This window comes from Xinfangfangia pollutisoli (assembly GCF_020179405.1).
GTDB classification, from domain to species: domain Bacteria; phylum Pseudomonadota; class Alphaproteobacteria; order Rhodobacterales; family Rhodobacteraceae; genus Pseudogemmobacter; species Pseudogemmobacter pollutisoli.
The window spans coordinates 1-15,135 of record NZ_JAICBZ010000087.1; the positions used below are offsets into that span (position 1 = coordinate 1).

At 67.9% G+C, this 15,135-nt stretch carries 17 protein-coding genes, 1 tRNA gene and 1 pseudogene; 6 read left to right on the top strand and 13 right to left on the bottom strand.

Features of this window, described 5'->3' with window-relative positions:
- The first annotated feature begins 181 nt into the window (after window positions 1-181).
- From leuB to K1Y73_RS18400, 4 genes are all read left to right on the top strand, one after another.
- Entirely contained in the window at window positions 182-1,288 is a 1,107-nt protein-coding gene (leuB, locus tag K1Y73_RS18385; RefSeq protein WP_225029768.1) for a 3-isopropylmalate dehydrogenase, read from the top strand.
- Window positions 1,289-1,410: 122 nt separating this feature from the next.
- Window positions 1,411-2,370, top strand: a complete 960-nt coding sequence (locus K1Y73_RS18390; RefSeq protein WP_225029769.1) for a DMT family transporter — start codon at window positions 1,411-1,413, stop codon at window positions 2,368-2,370.
- A gap of 93 nt (window positions 2,371-2,463) precedes the next feature.
- Window positions 2,464-3,420, top strand: coding sequence for a DMT family transporter (locus tag K1Y73_RS18395; protein WP_225029770.1), 957 nt, complete (start codon window positions 2,464-2,466; stop codon window positions 3,418-3,420).
- Window positions 3,421-3,529: 109 nt separating this feature from the next.
- Window positions 3,530-3,606: transfer RNA gene (locus tag K1Y73_RS18400), tRNA-Pro, on the top strand.
- A gap of 60 nt (window positions 3,607-3,666) precedes the next feature.
- On the opposite strand, the gene K1Y73_RS18405 is transcribed toward K1Y73_RS18400, so the two are convergent.
- The 8 genes from K1Y73_RS18405 to mbfA form a co-directional block, all read right to left on the bottom strand.
- Window positions 3,667-4,245, bottom strand: coding sequence for a hypothetical protein (locus tag K1Y73_RS18405; protein WP_225029771.1), 579 nt, complete (start codon window positions 4,243-4,245; stop codon window positions 3,667-3,669).
- Between the two features lie 76 nt (window positions 4,246-4,321).
- On the bottom strand, window positions 4,322-5,236 hold the full coding sequence (locus tag K1Y73_RS18410) for an ornithine cyclodeaminase family protein (RefSeq protein WP_225029772.1): 915 nt from the start codon (window positions 5,234-5,236) through the stop codon (window positions 4,322-4,324).
- A 16-nt stretch (window positions 5,237-5,252) separates the two neighbouring features.
- Window positions 5,253-6,221: a DMT family transporter gene (locus tag K1Y73_RS18415; protein WP_225029773.1), complete on the bottom strand. Its 969-nt coding sequence runs from the start codon at window positions 6,219-6,221 to the stop codon at window positions 5,253-5,255.
- Between the two features lie 51 nt (window positions 6,222-6,272).
- Window positions 6,273-6,710, bottom strand: coding sequence for a YaiI/YqxD family protein (locus K1Y73_RS18420; RefSeq protein ID WP_225029774.1), 438 nt, complete (start codon window positions 6,708-6,710; stop codon window positions 6,273-6,275).
- A 160-nt stretch (window positions 6,711-6,870) separates the two neighbouring features.
- On the bottom strand, window positions 6,871-7,263 hold the full coding sequence (locus K1Y73_RS18425; RefSeq protein WP_225029775.1) for a GFA family protein: 393 nt from the start codon (window positions 7,261-7,263) through the stop codon (window positions 6,871-6,873).
- Between the two features lie 21 nt (window positions 7,264-7,284).
- Window positions 7,285-8,115: an S-formylglutathione hydrolase gene (gene fghA / locus K1Y73_RS18430; protein ID WP_225029776.1), complete on the bottom strand. Its 831-nt coding sequence runs from the start codon at window positions 8,113-8,115 to the stop codon at window positions 7,285-7,287.
- Between the two features lie 29 nt (window positions 8,116-8,144).
- The gene (locus tag K1Y73_RS18435; protein WP_225029777.1) at window positions 8,145-9,074 is read right to left on the bottom strand and encodes an AEC family transporter; all 930 of its coding nucleotides are present in this window, start codon (window positions 9,072-9,074) and stop codon (window positions 8,145-8,147) included.
- Window positions 9,075-9,155: 81 nt separating this feature from the next.
- Window positions 9,156-10,133, bottom strand: coding sequence for an iron exporter MbfA (gene mbfA, locus K1Y73_RS18440; protein ID WP_225029778.1), 978 nt, complete (start codon window positions 10,131-10,133; stop codon window positions 9,156-9,158).
- Between the two features lie 152 nt (window positions 10,134-10,285).
- Here mbfA and K1Y73_RS18445 point away from each other — a divergent pair, with 152 nt between their 5' ends.
- Complete coding sequence (locus K1Y73_RS18445; RefSeq protein WP_225029779.1) at window positions 10,286-10,474, top strand: hypothetical protein; 189 nt, start codon at window positions 10,286-10,288, stop codon at window positions 10,472-10,474.
- Between the two features lie 95 nt (window positions 10,475-10,569).
- Window positions 10,570-11,196 carry a TetR/AcrR family transcriptional regulator gene (locus K1Y73_RS18450; RefSeq protein ID WP_225029780.1) on the top strand — a complete coding sequence of 209 codons (627 nt, stop codon included), beginning with the start codon at window positions 10,570-10,572 and terminating at the stop codon, window positions 11,194-11,196.
- Between the two features lie 36 nt (window positions 11,197-11,232).
- Here the strand turns inward: K1Y73_RS18450 and K1Y73_RS18455 are convergent, their stop codons facing one another.
- The 5 genes and pseudogenes from K1Y73_RS18455 to K1Y73_RS18475 all read right to left on the bottom strand — a co-directional run.
- Window positions 11,233-12,507 carry a bifunctional folylpolyglutamate synthase/dihydrofolate synthase gene (locus K1Y73_RS18455; protein WP_225029781.1) on the bottom strand — a complete coding sequence of 425 codons (1,275 nt, stop codon included), beginning with the start codon at window positions 12,505-12,507 and terminating at the stop codon, window positions 11,233-11,235.
- A complete protein-coding gene (gene accD, locus K1Y73_RS18460) occupies window positions 12,504-13,433 on the bottom strand; it encodes an acetyl-CoA carboxylase, carboxyltransferase subunit beta (RefSeq protein ID WP_225029782.1) in 930 nt (309 codons plus the stop codon). Before accD ends, K1Y73_RS18455 begins: the two co-directional genes overlap by 4 nt.
- A gap of 124 nt (window positions 13,434-13,557) precedes the next feature.
- A complete protein-coding gene (gene recR, locus K1Y73_RS18465; protein ID WP_225029783.1) occupies window positions 13,558-14,160 on the bottom strand; it encodes a recombination mediator RecR in 603 nt (200 codons plus the stop codon).
- Between the two features lie 4 nt (window positions 14,161-14,164).
- On the bottom strand, window positions 14,165-14,518 hold the full coding sequence (locus K1Y73_RS18470) for a YbaB/EbfC family nucleoid-associated protein (protein ID WP_225029784.1): 354 nt from the start codon (window positions 14,516-14,518) through the stop codon (window positions 14,165-14,167).
- 101 nt (window positions 14,519-14,619) lie between these two features.
- A pseudogene (locus K1Y73_RS18475) lies at window positions 14,620-15,135 on the bottom strand (DNA polymerase III subunit gamma/tau); the annotation flags it as partial.

The following is a 15,135-nucleotide window of genomic DNA, read 5'->3' on the forward strand; positions in this document are numbered from 1 at the left end:
ATTCCATCCGCCGACTATCCGCCGCCCCGGGCCGCTGCGCAAGCACGGCAGGGCCGGGCCGCCGCGGCAAAGCGGCCCGCGCGCGCGGCCCAACCCCGGCCCGACGGGGCCGCCCGCCCCTTGACCCGCTGCCGCCCATTGGCTAGGCCCTCGCGCGACCCATACATGCAGGAGCGCGGCGATGGCCAATCCTTCCCTTCTCATCCTTGCCGGCGACGGCATCGGCCCCGAAGTCATGGCCGAGGTGAAGAAGATCATCGCCTGGATGGGCGAAAAACGCGGCGTCACCTTCGACGTCTCGGAAGATCTGGTCGGCGGCTGCGCCTATGACGCGCATGGCACGCCCCTGACCGACGCCACCATGGCCAAGGCCCAAGAGGTGGACGCCGTGCTGCTGGGCGCCGTGGGCGGGCCGAAATACGACAAGCTGGATTTCAGCGTGAAGCCCGAGCGCGGCCTTCTGCGCCTGCGCAAGGAGATGGACCTTTATGCCAACCTGCGCCCCGCGCAGTGCTTTGACGCGCTGGCCGACTTCTCGTCGCTGAAGAAGGACGTGGTCGCCGGTCTGGACATCATGATCGTGCGCGAGCTGACCTCGGGCGTCTATTTCGGCGAACCGCGTGGCATCTTCACCGAAGGCAATGAGCGGGTGGGGATCAACACCCAGCGCTATACCGAGTCGGAAATCGCCCGCGTCGCGCGCTCGGCCTTCGAACTGGCCCGCAAGCGCGGCAACAAGGTCTGCTCGATGGAGAAGGCCAATGTGATGGAATCGGGCGTGCTGTGGCGCGACGTGGTGCAGGAAATCCACGACAAGGAATATCCCGACGTGGCGCTGTCGCACATGTATGCCGATGCCGGCGCCATGCAGCTGACCCGCTGGCCCAAGCAGTTCGACGTGATCGTGACCGACAACCTGTTCGGCGACCTGCTGTCGGATCTGGCCGCGATGCTGACCGGCTCCTTGGGCATGCTGCCCTCGGCCAGCCTGGGCGCGCCGATGGCGAATGGCCGTCCGAAGGCGCTGTATGAGCCCGTCCACGGTTCGGCCCCCGACATTGCCGGCCAGGGCAAGGCCAACCCGATCGCCTGCATCCTGAGCTTCGCCATGGCGCTGCGCTATTCCTTCGACATGGGCGAGGATGCGACGCGGGTCGAGAAGGCGGTCGAACAGGTGCTGGCCGACGGGCTGCGCACCGCCGATCTGATGGGCCCCGAGGGCGGCACGCCGGTCTCGACCGCGGCGATGGGCGATGCGGTCGTCGCGGCGCTGAACGCCTCGCTTTAAGCTTTCATCCGGCGGCGGGCCTGCGGGCCTGTCGCGCATCGGCAAATCGGGGTCGGGCGCGGGGATGCGTGCCCGGCCCTTTTCTGGTCCAAGCAGGCAAAGAGACCAGACAGGATCCCGTCATGGCGCAGCGTCCCCAGACCCTTGCCGGCGCAGCGCTTGGCCTTGCCGCCTTCGGCGCCTATTGCGGCTATGATGTCTCGGCCAAGTTCCTGGGCGCGGGCTATCACCCGTTGCAGATCGTCGCCGCCGCCGGGGCGATGTGCATGCCGCTTCTGCTGCTTTATGTGCTGATTGATCCTCAGCCCGGATCGCTGCGGCCGCGCCATCCGGGGCTGATGGCGCTGCGCTGCCTGGGCACGGTGGCGAATTTCGTGCTGGGCGTCTGGGCCTTTACCCTGCTGCCCCTGGCCGAGGCCTATGTGATCTTCTTCTGCATGCCCTTGGTGATCACCCTGCTGGCGGTGCCCTTCCTGGGCGAAAGGATCGACCTTCTGCGCGGGCTGGCGGTGCTGGTCGGGCTGGCGGGCGTGGTCATCGCGCTGGATCCGGCGCGGACGGCGCTGGGCTGGGGCCATGCGGCGGCGCTGGGCGGGGCGCTGGTGGGGGCGATGAACTATGTGATCATGCGCAAGACCGGCGCGGTCGAGCGGACGGCGGTGCTGCTGGTCTGGCCGATGCTGGTGCTGTTTCTGGTGACCGCGGCCACCATGCCCTTTGTCTGGGTGCCGATGCCGATTGCCGATCTGGGCGTGTCGGCCTTCATGGCGGTGGTGCTGATCGCGGGCATCCTGCTGATCATCGCGGCCTACCGTCGTGCCCCCGCGATCGTGGTGGCGCCGATGCAATATTCGCAGATCGGCTGGGCCGCGCTGTTCGGCGCGCTGTTCTTTGACGAGACGATCGGGCTGCGGATGGTGCTGGGCATGGCGCTGATCGCGGCGGCCGGCATCGTCGTGGTGGCGCGTACCCCGCCTGATCCGGGGCCCGAGCCCAGAGCCGAGCCTGCGCCCGAGCCCAGAGCCGAGCCTGCGTCCGGGCCTGGCGCCTTGCCCGCGCCCGCCGCGCAACCCGCCGCCTGAGCAGGCCCATGCCGCTTGCGGCCCCCGCCGGCTTCAGGCATCACTGATGCCGCTAACATGGCGCTGCGGCGCCTTATCGCCACGGATCAAGCCATGCCCTCAGCCCTGCGCGGTGCGCTTCTGGCCCTTGCGGCCTTCGGGCTTTATTCGACCCATGACGTCATCGTCAAAGTGCTGGGCGAAACCTACAGCGCCTTCCAGATCGTGTTCTTCGTCGGTCTGTTCAGCTTTCCGCTGCTGACGCTGATGCTGATGCGCGACAAGACCGATGGCAATCTGATCCCCAAACATCCCTGGTGGTCGATGCTGCGCGGGCTGGGGGCGGTCGGGTCGATCTCGTTGAACTTCTTCGCCTTCTCGCAGCTGCCGCTGGCGCAGACCTACGCGATCCTGTTCGCCACGCCGCTGTTGATCACGCTGCTGGCGATCCCGGTTCTGGGCGAGCGGGTCGGGCTGCACCGCGGCCTTGCCGTGCTGGTGGGGATGATCGGCGTGCTGATCGTGCTGCGCCCCGGCTCGGCGCCCTTGTCGCTGGGCCATCTGGCGGCGATGGGGGGTGCTGTCTGCGGCGCCGTCAGTTCGATCATCGTGCGCAAGATCGGTTCGGACGAGCGGTCGGTGGTGCTGATGCTGTATCCGATGATGCTGCAGGTTCTGTGCATGGGGCTGCTGATGCCCTGGTTCTACCGGCCGATGGCGCTGGGCGATCTGGCGCTGAACGGGGTGATCGCGGTCTTTTCGGTTCTGGCGGGGCTGCTGACGATTTCGGCCTATCGCGCCGCCACCGCGGCCACCGTCGCGCCGATGCAATATTCGCAGCTGCTTTGGGCGGCCTTCTATGGCTGGCTGTTCTTCGGCGACACGGTCGATCTGTGGACCTGGGCCGGGGCGGTGGTGATCGTGGGATCCGGGCTTTACATCGTCTTGCGCGAGGGCCAGCCCGATGTGTCGCAGAACCAGCCCGTATCGCAGAATCGCTGGCGGCTGGATGCGGGGCCGATCCTGCGCATGGGCTTTCTGAACCGCCGGTCGGGCGGCCGGGGCGGTTAAGCGCCGGGGGGGCAGAGCGGCCGGGCAGAAACTCTTGCGGGAAAAGCCACAAAGCCTGTCGCCGCCCCTTGCCAAAGCCCGCGCCGGGCGCTATCCCCCCCGCCACGGTCGGAGCGTAGCGCAGCCTGGTAGCGCACCTGCTTCGGGAGCAGGGGGTCGGAGGTTCGAATCCTCTCGCTCCGACCATTTCCCGACATTCCCCATCCCTGGTCGATTCCGCCCCTTGGCGCGCGCGCCTGGCTCGGCTTAGTCGCAGATCCGCGATGTCAGGTCATAGTCCAGCGTGGGAAAGCCCGGCGCGTGCCAGGGCCGCGGGCGCTGCGGCCGGGGTTTCAGCGGGCCCGGGGCGGGGGGCGGCAGCGGCAAAGACAGGCTGTCGGGCGCCAGGCCCCGGCGCTGGCAGATCGCGAAATCCTTTGTCGTCACGGCCTTGGGGTCGGTCAGGTCGATCAGATGCCCGCGGCGCCGGTCCGCGCCGGCGGCGAAATCAAGCGGCGGCTCAAGGGTGATATGGCCGGTCTCGGGGCCGAACAGCGCGGCTTCGCCCTGCCAGTCGCGGCCGAAGGCAAAGTCCAGCCGGTAGCGGCCCGGCGGCACCAGCAGGCGAAACGGCGCGCCGCCGCGGATATAGGCCGCGACCAGAACCCTGCCGGTTTCGGGATCGCTGAGTTGCAGCAGGTAATCGGCGCCGGGCGCGGTCTTGACCTGCAGCGGCAGCGTGGCGGGCAGGCCGGAATGGTTCCACAGCAGGCCCTGCGGCCGGTCTTCGGCCTGGGCCGGCAGGGCGGCAAGAAGAAGGGCAAGAAGCGCAAGGCGGGGCCACATGCCGGCATTCTGCACCCGGCCCGGCGCAGCGTCGAGGGGGCCCGGGCGGGCCCGGGCGGGATCGTCCTGCAGGCGCCTAGCGCGCCTGCCAGCGCCGCAGGATGTAATCGGCGGTCATCAGGTCCAGATGGGCGCCGCCGCCATTCTTGGCAATGGTGATCGCCTGATCCGAGCGGCGGGCAAAGGCGCCTGACGGTATGTCGTAGAAATCGGCCAGGATCGAGGCTTCGGAAATCGCGCCGGATTTCAGGGGCTTCATGATCTCGCCGATATGGTGGATCGTGGTGGCGCGGGCATCGACATACAGATCGGCCCGGGCGATGGCGGCATCGTCGACCTCGCGCATGTCGGGGCGATAGGCGCCGATCAGGTCCAGATGCTGGCCGGGCTGCAGCCAGTCGCCCTTGACCAGGGGCTCGGTCGCCATGGTGCAGGTGCAGATGATATCGGCCCAGGGCACCGCCTGTTCCAGATCGGGCGCCAGTTCCAGCCCCAGGGGCTCGGCCATTTGGCGGGCCGAGGCGACGCTGCGCGACCAGATGCGGAATTCGGCATCGGAGAAGATCGACCGATAGGCCTGCACCATCGAGCGGGCAACGGCGCCGGCGCCGACCAGCAGGATCTTGCGGCTGTCCTTGCGCGCCAGTTTCGAGGCGGCAAGCAGGCTGTCGCCGGCGGTTTTCCATTTGGTGACCAGATGGAAATCGACCAGGGCCGACAATTCGCCGGTCACGTCGTCATACAGCGTCACCGCGCCATTGACGGTGGGCTTGCCGCGGGCGCCATTGCCGGGGACCACGGTCGCCACCTTGACCAGCGCGCCCAGCCCGTCGATCCAGGTGGCCCGATCGAGGATCGTGTCGGGGCCGCGATAGCAGAACAGATCCTTGATATCGGGCTGCGGCAGGCGGTGGCCGGCCTCGAACGCCTGCAGAAGTCCTTGCCAGGACAGCAATTCTTCGGCCGATCCAGGAACGATTTCAGGGGTCATCGGGGCTCTCCTTGGGTCAGACATCGCCCGAGGGGGCGGCGACATTGATGTCTTTCTTGCCGCGCACCGTCTCGCGCCAGAGCGTATAAAGCCCGGCGCCGCAGATCAGCGCAATGCCGATCCAGGCGGTTTCATCGGGCCAGCTGTGGAAATAGACCACGCCCCAGAAGATCGCCATCGGCATGCCGACATATTCGAAGGGCGCGATCAGCGAGGCATCGGTGGTGCGATAGGCCTGGGCCACCATCAGCCCGCCCACGGCCACGGAAAGGCCGGTCGCGACGAAGGCCCAAAGGTCGCCCACGTCCGGCACGATCCAGGGGCGGAACAGGAATTCCCATGTCGAGCCAACGGGTTGCGCCATGTGGCCATCGCCCACCAGCAGGCCCATCGTGGCCGAGACGAAGACGAAACCCAGCTGCACGAAGAAGGACAGCACCGCGGCGCTTTCGGTGTCGCGCATGCGGCGGGTCATCATGTGGCTGCCCGCGTAGCAGAAGGCCGAGATCAGCACCAGGATCGCGGCGGGCTGGATCATGCCCGATCCGGGGCGGGTCATGACGATGACGCCCAGCATCCCCACGATCACCGCGGCCCAGCGGCGGGGGCCCACATCCTCGCCCAGAAGCAGGGCCGACATCAGGGTCACGAACATCGGGGCGACGAAGGCGGTGGCCACGGCATCGGCGATGGGCATCAGCGACAGGCCGACGAAATAGGTGACGTTCGACACCATCACCAGGCTGACCCGGATCAGATGCGCCCCGCGGCGGCGGGTCGCCAATTGGCGAAAACCCGTTTTGCTGTAAAGGATTAGCGCACAGACGACGCAGATCCCGATCAGCGCGCGCACGAGGATCACCTGATGCAGCGCATAGGTCGAGGACAGCGCCTTGATCGCCAGGTCGTTCATCGACATCACGATCGAGCCGCCGATGGCCAGCAGGATGCCCGGGGTGGCAGGAGAGGGGTCGCGGGCCGTCATGCGGCCAGAGAACGCCGGGCCGGCCGGGGCGTCTGTTCCACAAGCGACACGTCAGCGCCGCAGAACGCGATCCAGCACATCCAGAAAGCGCGAGCGGTCGGCCTTGGAAAAGGCCCGCCCGCCGCCCTGCCGGAACGGATCGGCGCTGCGCAGATCGGCCATAAGATCGCGGGTCGCCAGGATTGTGCCGATATTTCGTTGGGTTAGCTCTTCTCCATCCGGTTTCAGCACCGCGGCGCCGTTTTCCAGCGCCCGGGCGGCAAGGGGAATGTCCGAGGTCACCACCACATCGCCCGGGCCGGCGTGATCGGCGATCCAGCGGTCGGCCTCGTCCAGGCCCGCGCCGACATAGACGCTGTCCACCAGCGGATTGGCCGAGGGCCGGATGCCGCCATTCGAGACCAGAACCATGCGGATGCCGTGCCGGGTGGCGACGCGTTCGGCCTCGGCCTTCACCGGGCAGGCATCGGCGTCGATGTAAAGCGTCATGCCACCCCGCAAGGGATTGGCAACGCTGGGTTAATCAGGGTCTTGGCCCGCGGTTTCATGGTCTTCCCGATGTCTTTCCACCGTCTTCCTTGCGTCTCTACGCGCGGAAGACCGAGATTTAATTAACCACGATCCGGCGGCGATGGCGAATCGGGCGCGCCTAATCCTCGGCCCGGCCGCTGCCTTCGCGATTGTGGCTGTAGCGATGGGCCAGCGGAAACGCGGGCAGCCAGGCCTCGCGCCGGCAGGTCCACAGCTCGTAAGTGGGCGCGAAGCGGTCGGTCTGGTCGAAGACGCCCAGGTTCACGCCGACCTCATCCTCCCAGCGGCCCAGGACATGGGCGCCGCAGGTCGGGCAGAATTCGCGGCCCTGATAGCTGCGGGTTTCACCCGTTACCGTGACGGCGGTTTCGGGGAAGACGGCCGAGCCGTGGAACAGCGCGCCATGGGCCTTGCGGCAATCGAGGCAATGGCAGAGGCCGACCCGATAGGGCCGCCCCCGCGCCACGATCCGCACCGCCCCACAAAGGCATCCGCCGGTGGTTTCGTCCATCTTCCCCCCTTTGCCCAAGCCTTAGCCCATCAGCGCCGCGGCGTGGAACGAGACGTGATCCTCGATGAAGGAGGAGACGAAGAAATAGCTGTGATCATAGCCCTTCTGCATGCGGAAGGTGCCGCCCTGGCGCCGTTCGGTCATGGCGCCGGCCAGCGCCTCGGGGCGCAAGAGGTCGATGAACTGGTCGGCAGTGCCCTGGTCGATCAGCAAGGGGCCATCGAAGCCCAGCCGCCGCATCAGCGCGGTCGAATCATGCGCGGCCCAAAGCTGCTCATCCGGGCCCAGATAGGCGCGAAACTGCTTGCGGCCCCAGTCGGAGGCCATGGGCTGGCAGATCGGCGCGAAGGCCGAGACCGAGGCGAAGCGGCCGGGGAAGGACATGGCCACGGTCAGCGCGCCATGGCCGCCCATGGAATGGCCGGTGATCGACTGGGCTTCCTCGGCCAGCGGGAAGGTGTTGAACAGAAGGCGGGGCAATTCGTCGGTGACATAGTCCCACATGCGGAAATGCGGCGCCCAGGGTTTTTGCGTGGCATTGACGTAGAAGCCCGCGCCCTGGCCCAGATCGAAGGCCGGATCATTGGCCACGCCTTCGCCGCGGGGCGAGGTGTCGGGGAAGACCAGCGCGATCCCGGCCTCGGCCGCCCAGCGCTGGGCGCCGGCCTTGACCATGGCGTTCTCATGCGTGCAGGTCAGGCCCGACAGATACCACAGCACCGGCACCGGGCCTTCCTCGGCCTCGGCGGGCAGGAACAGGCCGAAGGTCATCTCGCCCCCGGTGGCGGTCGAGGCATGCGAATAGACGCCCTGCATGCCCCCGTAGCAGCGGCTTTCCGATAGGGTCTTCATGGGTAACTCCTTGACTTATCCGCCCCGACTTACGTGCCGGCGACCCAGGCGATGACCAGCGGCACCGTCAGGATGCTGCAGGCGGTCGAGATCAGGATCGCGGCAGACACGCGCTGCGGCGCGACCCCGTAGTGCTGGGCCAGAATATAGATGTTTCCCGCAACCGGAAGGGCCGCGGCGGCGATCATCGCGCCGGCGGCGGCGGGGGCGACCGGAAAGACCACCAGCGCCATCAGCGCGGCGGCGGCCGGGTGCAGGATCAGCTTGGAAAAGGACAGCCAGCCCGCGACCGCCAGACGCTCGGCCGAGCGGCCGGCCAGCGAGGCGCCGATGGCAAACAGCGCGCAGGGCGTGGCGGCGCCGCCCAGCAGCGTCAGCGTCTCGGCCATGGGGGCGGGGACGGGCAGGCCGATGCCGGCCCAGGCGAAACCCGCGACCATCGAGACCAGCATCGGATTGCGGATCAGCCCCAGCGCCAGGGTACGGATCGAGCCCAGCGTCAGCCGGCCGCTGCGCGCCGCGGTGATCAACAGCGTCACCAGCGAGGAGAAGACGAACATGTCGATCGTCAGCACCATCAGGATCGGCCCGTTGGACGATGGGCCCAGCAGCACGGCCAGCATCGGGATGCCCAGAAAGCCGGTATTGCCGATGCTGCCCACCTGCGCCTCGATCGTGGCTTCGGCCAGGGACACGCCGCGCAGCCGCGACAGGGCGAATTGCAGCGCATACAGCCCGCCAGTTGCGGCCAGATAGGCGGCGGCGAAGGCCGGGTCCCAGATCTCGGCGAAGGACAGGTTCACGGTCAGCCGGAACAGCATGGCCGAGAGCGCGACGTAGAAGACGAATTTCGTGAGCCAGGCGGTGGCCTCGGGCGGGAAGATGCGCAGCCGGCCCGCGCCGTAACCCAGCGCGATGATGGCGAAGAAGGGCAGGGTCTTGAGAAAGATCGGCAGCATCCCTGCCTTGGTGTCATGCGGACCGGGCAAGGGCAAGATGATTGGCCGGCGGGGGGCGGCTGGGGTCCGCCCCCCGCCGTCTTAGCCGCCTCCGATAAGGGCACCTGCGGCAAAGACCAGCGCCCCGCCCAGCACGACCTGAAGGACGGCGCGGAAGAACGGGGTTTCCATGTAGCGATTCTGGATCCAGGCGATGGCCCAAAGCTCGATGAAGACCACGGCGATGGCGAGGACGGTGGCGGTCCAGAAATCGGAGATCAGATAGGGCAGGGCATGGCCCAGGCCGCCCAGTGTGGTCATGAGGCCCGAGGCCAGGCCGCGCTTCCAGGGGCTGCCGCGGCCCGACAGGACGCCATCGTCATGCGCGGCCTCGGTGAAGCCCATCGAGATCCCGGCCCCCACGGCGGCGGCCAGGCCCACGGTCAGGGTTGTGGCGCTGCTTTGGGTGGCGAAGGCGGTGGCGAAGATGGGCGCCAGCGTCGAGACCGAGCCGTCCATCAGCCCGGCCAGGCCCGGCTGGACCCAGGTCAGGATGAACTGCCGGCGCTGGGTGAAATCTTCGGCCGATTTCGCATCGCCGCCCAGATGCTGGCTTTCCAGCGCCGCGGCGCGTTCTTCGTGATGCGCCTCGGCCACGGCCAGATCGCCCAAGAGCTTGCGCGTCGCGCTGTCGGTCGCGCGGGTGGCGGCGCGGAGATAGAAGGTCTCGGCCTCTTTCTCCATCGCCGCCGCCTCGCCGCGGATGGTGTCAAGCGACAGATTGGCGGTCAGCCAGACCGGCTTGCGCGCGTAATAGCCCGCCACATGTTCGCGCCGGATCAGCGGGATCACCGCGCCGAAGCGGCTTTCATGCAGGTCGATCAACTGGCGGCGGTGGCCGTCTTCCTCGGCGGCCATGCCGTCGAAGACCTGCGCGGTGGCCGGATAGCTGGCGCGCAGCCGTTCGGCATATTGGCGGTAGATGCGGGCGTCATCCTCTTCCGAAGAGATCGCCAGCGCCAGGATTTCCTGCTCGGACAGGTCAGAGAACCGGCGGCGGGACGACAGCGAGGGCAGCATGATTAAGCCTTTCTAGAATGATTCTAATATCTTCGGTGGCACGGAAAAGGCAAGCGGGAAAAAATGAACCGTATGGTTCAAAATCAGCCTGTACAAACTGAACTGAACTGTTCATATATCCCCGAGCAGACCCCGAACCAAGGACCAGGATCATGGCTTTCCCGCGTAGACTTCCGCTTGTTGCACTGATGGTTGCGCTGGCCTTGCCGGCCCTGCCCGCCGGCGCGCAGGGGATGGACAGCCTGCTGCCGCGGCTGACCTTTCCGACCGCGACGGTGACGCAAGGCACCAAGGGCTGCACGCCCGAGCCGCAGACCAAGGTCTGCGAAATCCGCATGTGACGTTGCGCCCTGTGCAGGCGGTCAAACCGCCTGGGCAGGAGAGGGTCCTTGCCGGCCCCGGGGCACCGGGGTTATGATTGCGGGAAGGAATCCAGATGCAGACAGCTGACGACACCGAGATCCGCCGGGGACGCAAGTTCGAACAGGTGCTGGACGGCGCGCGACGCATTTTCATGCGGGACGGGTTCGAAGGCGCTTCGGTTGACGATATCGCGCGCGAGGCGGCGGTGTCGAAGGCGACGCTTTACGCCTATTTCCCCGACAAGCGGCTGCTGTTCACCGAAATCTGCAGCGAGGAATGCCGCCGGCATACCGAGGCGGCCGAGGCCGAGATGGACCCTTCGGCCCCCGCGGCCGAGATGCTGGCCTTTGCCGCGCGCAAATTCGTGACCTTCATGATGTCGGAATTCGGCCGCAACATGTTTCGGCTGGTCGTGGCCGAGGGCGTGCGTTTCCCCGATCTGGCGCAACAGTTCTATGAGATCGGCCCGGGGATGATTCACCGCAAGCTGGCCGATTACCTGCGCGAGGCGACGGCGCAGGGCGAGTTGCAGATCGAGGATTTCGATCTGGCCTCGGCGCAGTTCATCCAGCTGAGCAAGGCGCAACTGCATGAGAAGCTGATCTTCGGCCTGATCGACACGATCTCGGAGGCCGAGATCGAGGCGACGGCGAAGGGCGCGGTCGAGATGTTCATGGCGCGCTACGGCGTGAAGCCGTAAGCCGCCCGAAAGCGGGGCCGAAGCCCCGTCCAAGCCTTAGCCGTTGTCGCGCAGGATCTGGCCGGCCAGATACAGCGAGCCGCAGATCAGCACCCGCGCCTGCGGGGCCTGATCGACGATCCGTGCCAGCGCCGCCGCCACCGAGGGCGCGGCTTCTGCCGCCAGGCCCACCGCCAGCGCCGCGTCGCGCGTCGCCTCGGCCGGCAGGGTGTTCGGCTCGTCCGGGATCGACACCGCCCAAAGCCGGGCGGCCTGCGCCGCCAGGGGGCGCATGTAGCCCTTCACATCCTTGGTGTTCAGCATGCCGCAGATCAGATGCGTCTCGCGCGCGGGCAGGCGGGCCAAGGTGGCCGCCACCGCCTGACCGCCGGCGGGGTTATGCCCGCCATCCAGCCACAATTCGATGCCCGGCGCAGTTTCGGCCAGGGGGCCGCGGCGCAGGCGCTGCATCCGGGCGGGCCATTCGGCGCGGCTGACCGCCGCTTCGCAGGCCGCCGCATCTCGGCCCAGCAGCCGCAGCGCCGCCACTGCCGCGCCGGCATTCTGGATCTGGTGCGGCCCGGGCAGGTTCGGCAGCGGCAGGTCAAGAAGCCCGGTCTCGTCCTGATAGATCATCCGGCCGCGGTCCTCGGCCACATGCCAGTGCTGGCCATGGACGAACAGCGGCGCGCCCAGCCTTGCGGCCTTGGCCTCGATCACCGCCAGCCCGTCCTCCTCTTGCGGGCCCACCACGCAGCGCACGCCGCGTTTCAGGATCCCGGCCTTTTCGCCGGCGATTTCGGCCAGCGTCTCGCCCAGATATTGCTGGTGGTCGATCGAGACCGGGGTGATCACGGTCAGCGCGGGCTGGTCGACCACATTGGTCGCATCCAGCCGCCCGCCCAGGCCCACTTCCAGCAGCGTCCAGTCGGCCGGCACGCGGGAAAAGGCCAGAAAGGCCGCGCAGGTGGTGATCTCGAAAAAGGTGATGGGCTGGCCGGCATTGGCGGCTTCGCATTCTTCCAGAAGATCGGCCAGCATCGGCTCGGGGATCAACTCGCCCGCCAGGCGGATGCGTTCGTGGAAGCGCGCCAGATGCGGCGAGGTATAGGCGTGAACCCGGTCGCCGCCGGCTTCCAGCCCGGCGCGGATCATCGCCTGGGTCGAGCCCTTGCCATTGGTGCCGGCGACATGAATGACCCGCGGCAGGCGGCGTTCGGGATGACCGAGCGCGGCCAGCAGGGTCTCCACCCGGGTCAGCACCAGGTCGATGACCTTCGGGTGCAGACCCATCAGCCGCGACAGGATCGCGTCAGAGCCGGGGCTGGTCACCCTTTCGCTCCGCTATCAGGGGCGGGCGCGGGGGCGGCTTCGGCGGGCGGCGGGGCCAGATCGCCCTTGATCGCGGGGGGCAGCGCCTGAAGCATGCGCACCAGCGTGATCAATTCGTCCCGCAGGGCCTTGCGATGCACGACCCGGTCCAGCATGCCGTGATCCAGCAGATATTCGGCGCGCTGGAAGCCTTCGGGCAGTTTCTCGCGGATGGTCTGTTCGATCACCCGGGCGCCGGCAAAGCCGATCTGCGCATTGGGTTCGGAGATCTGGATGTCGCCCAGCATCGCATAGCTGGCGGTGACGCCGCCCGTGGTCGGATGGGTCAGGACGACGATATACGGGAGGCCCGCCTCTTTCAGCATCTGCACCGCCACGGTCGAGCGCGGCATCTGCATCAGCGACAGCATGCCTTCCTGCATCCGCGCCCCGCCCGAGGCGGAAAACAGCACCAGAGGCTTCTTGCGATCCACCGCGCGCTGGGCGGCGGCGACGATGGCATTGCCGACATACATGCCCATGGAGCCGGCCATGAAGCTGAAATCCTGCGCGGCGGCGACGATCGGGGTGCGGCCGATCTCGCCCTCGGCCACCAGCATCGCGTCTTTCTCGCCGCTGGCCTTCTGCGCCGCCTTCAGCCGGTCGGGATATTTCTTCTGGTCGCGGAAATGCAGCGGGTCGATCACCGGCTCGGGCACTTTCACCTCGGTGAAGATGCCGCCGTCGAACAGCGCGGTGAAACGGTCGCGCGGGCTGATCGTCATGTGATGATCGCAATTCGAGCAGACATGCAGGTTCTGCGCCAGTTCGCGATGGAACAGCATGGTCCCGCATTCGGGGCATTTGGTCCACAGGTTCTCGGGAACCTCGCGCCGCGAGAAGAGCGAGTTGATCTTCGGGCGGACGTAATTGGTGATCCAGTTCATGGATGGGTGCCTTCCCGGGCCTTTTCGGTCGCGACCGAAATAAGCGGCGCGGGCGGGAAAAGCAACGGGGCGGGGTGTAGAAGGCTGGGGTGCGGGCCAGCGGTACGGCAGAGGGCGGGGCGGGTCAGACCCGGCGGCGGGCGCGCAGGGCGGCGCCGATCGTGCCGTCGTCAAGGTAATCCAGCTCGCCCCCCACCGGCACGCCCTGGGCCAGCGTGGTGATCTCGACCCCCGAAGGCGCCAGCGCATCGGCGATGTAATGCGCGGTGGTCTGGCCATCGACGGTGGCATTCAAGGCCAGGATCACTTCGGTCACGGCTTCGGGGCCGATCCGGCCCAGAAGGCGCGGGATGCCCAGTTCCTCGGGGCCGACGGCATCCAGCGCCGACAGCGTGCCGCCCAGAACGTGGTAGCGGCCGCGGAAGGCGCCGCCGCGTTCCATCGCCCAAAGGTCGGCCACATCCTCGACCACGCACAGCGCGCCGGTGGCGCGGGCGGGATCGGTGCAGATCGGGCAGGTCTCGGCGGTCGAGATATTGCCGCAGATCCGGCAATCGCGCGCGGCCAGCGCCACTTCGGCCAGGGACTGGGCCAGCGGCGCCATCAGCTGGGCGCGCTTTTTCAGCAAGACCAGCACCGCGCGGCGGGCCGAGCGGGGGCCGAGGCCCGGCAGACGGGCCATCAGGTCGATCAGGCTTTGGATGCCGGTCGGATCGGCCGCGGCCATGGCGTCAGAACGGCAGGTTCAGGCCGGGCGGCAGGCCCAGGGCTTCGGTCATCCGGCGCATTTCCTCGGCGCCACGGGCGGCGCCCTTGGCCTGGGCATCCTTGATCGCGGCCAGGATCAGGTCTTCCAGCACTTCCTTTTCGGTCGGCACCAGGATCGAGGGGTCGATGTCCAGCCCGGTCACCTCGCCCTTGGCGGTGGCGCGCGCCTTCACGAGGCCCGCGCCGGATTCGCCGATGACGACGGTGCGGGCCAGGCCCTCTTGCAGCTCGGCCATCTTTTCCTGCATTTCCTGGGCGGCCTTCATCATCTTGCCCATGTCGCCCAGACCGGCGAGGCCTCCGAGACCCTTGAACATCGTTTGCACTCCCTTGGCGGCTTCTTGCTGAGATACGGACGCCGCGGCCCTGGTGCAAGGCGCGCGGCGGGGGGCGCGCATTTTCGTCGAAAATGCGGGCGCTACTCCTCGAACGGATCCCAATCGTCATCGGTGTCAAGTTCGGCCTCGACCTCGGGCAAGGCCTCGGCGGCGGCGCGGGCGGCCAGGGCGGCGGCATTGCGGATCTCGGCGATCTTGGTGCCGGGGAAGGCCGCCATCACCGCCTGGACCAGCGGGTGTTCCAGCGCCTCGGCCCGGGCCGCATCCTCGTCGCGGGCCCGCATCTCGGCGATGGTCGGCGCGCCGCCCGAGGCCACGACCGAGACGCCCCAGCGCGCCCCCGTCCAGCCCTGCAGGCGCTGCGACAGGCGGGCGGCCAGGTCGGGCTTGGCGCCGGGGGCGGGTTCGAATTCGATCCGGCCGGGCGTGTAGCGCACCAGGCGCAGCTGGTCCTCGACATCCTTCAACAGCAGCATGTCGCGCTTGTCGCGGATCAGGTCGATCACATCCTCGAACCGGGCATAGACCTGCAATTGCCCCTCGGCCAGGGCCGGGGCGGTCGCGGCGGCGGTGACGGCCGCGCCGACCGGGCCGCG

Bases quoted from the DNA above. Each gene is read 5' to 3' on its own strand.
- leuB (WP_225029768.1), top strand. From the start codon at position 182: ATGGCCAATCCTTCCCTTCTCATCCTTGCCGGCGACGGCATCGGCCCC.
- K1Y73_RS18390 (WP_225029769.1), top strand. From the start codon at position 1,411: ATGGCGCAGCGTCCCCAGACCCTTGCCGGCGCAGCGCTTGGCCTTGCC.
- K1Y73_RS18395 (WP_225029770.1), top strand. From the start codon at position 2,464: ATGCCCTCAGCCCTGCGCGGTGCGCTTCTGGCCCTTGCGGCCTTCGGG.
- K1Y73_RS18405 (WP_225029771.1), bottom strand. From the start codon at position 4,245: ATGTGGCCCCGCCTTGCGCTTCTTGCCCTTCTTCTTGCCGCCCTGCCG.
- K1Y73_RS18410 (WP_225029772.1), bottom strand. From the start codon at position 5,236: ATGACCCCTGAAATCGTTCCTGGATCGGCCGAAGAATTGCTGTCCTGG.
- K1Y73_RS18415 (WP_225029773.1), bottom strand. From the start codon at position 6,221: ATGACGGCCCGCGACCCCTCTCCTGCCACCCCGGGCATCCTGCTGGCC.
- K1Y73_RS18420 (WP_225029774.1), bottom strand. From the start codon at position 6,710: ATGACGCTTTACATCGACGCCGATGCCTGCCCGGTGAAGGCCGAGGCC.
- K1Y73_RS18425 (WP_225029775.1), bottom strand. From the start codon at position 7,263: ATGGACGAAACCACCGGCGGATGCCTTTGTGGGGCGGTGCGGATCGTG.
- fghA (WP_225029776.1), bottom strand. From the start codon at position 8,115: ATGAAGACCCTATCGGAAAGCCGCTGCTACGGGGGCATGCAGGGCGTC.
- K1Y73_RS18435 (WP_225029777.1), bottom strand. From the start codon at position 9,074: ATGCTGCCGATCTTTCTCAAGACCCTGCCCTTCTTCGCCATCATCGCG.
- mbfA (WP_225029778.1), bottom strand. From the start codon at position 10,133: ATGCTGCCCTCGCTGTCGTCCCGCCGCCGGTTCTCTGACCTGTCCGAG.
- K1Y73_RS18445 (WP_225029779.1), top strand. From the start codon at position 10,286: ATGGCTTTCCCGCGTAGACTTCCGCTTGTTGCACTGATGGTTGCGCTG.
- K1Y73_RS18450 (WP_225029780.1), top strand. From the start codon at position 10,570: ATGCAGACAGCTGACGACACCGAGATCCGCCGGGGACGCAAGTTCGAA.
- accD (WP_225029782.1), bottom strand. From the start codon at position 13,433: ATGAACTGGATCACCAATTACGTCCGCCCGAAGATCAACTCGCTCTTC.
- recR (WP_225029783.1), bottom strand. From the start codon at position 14,160: ATGGCCGCGGCCGATCCGACCGGCATCCAAAGCCTGATCGACCTGATG.
- K1Y73_RS18470 (WP_225029784.1), bottom strand. From the start codon at position 14,518: ATGTTCAAGGGTCTCGGAGGCCTCGCCGGTCTGGGCGACATGGGCAAG.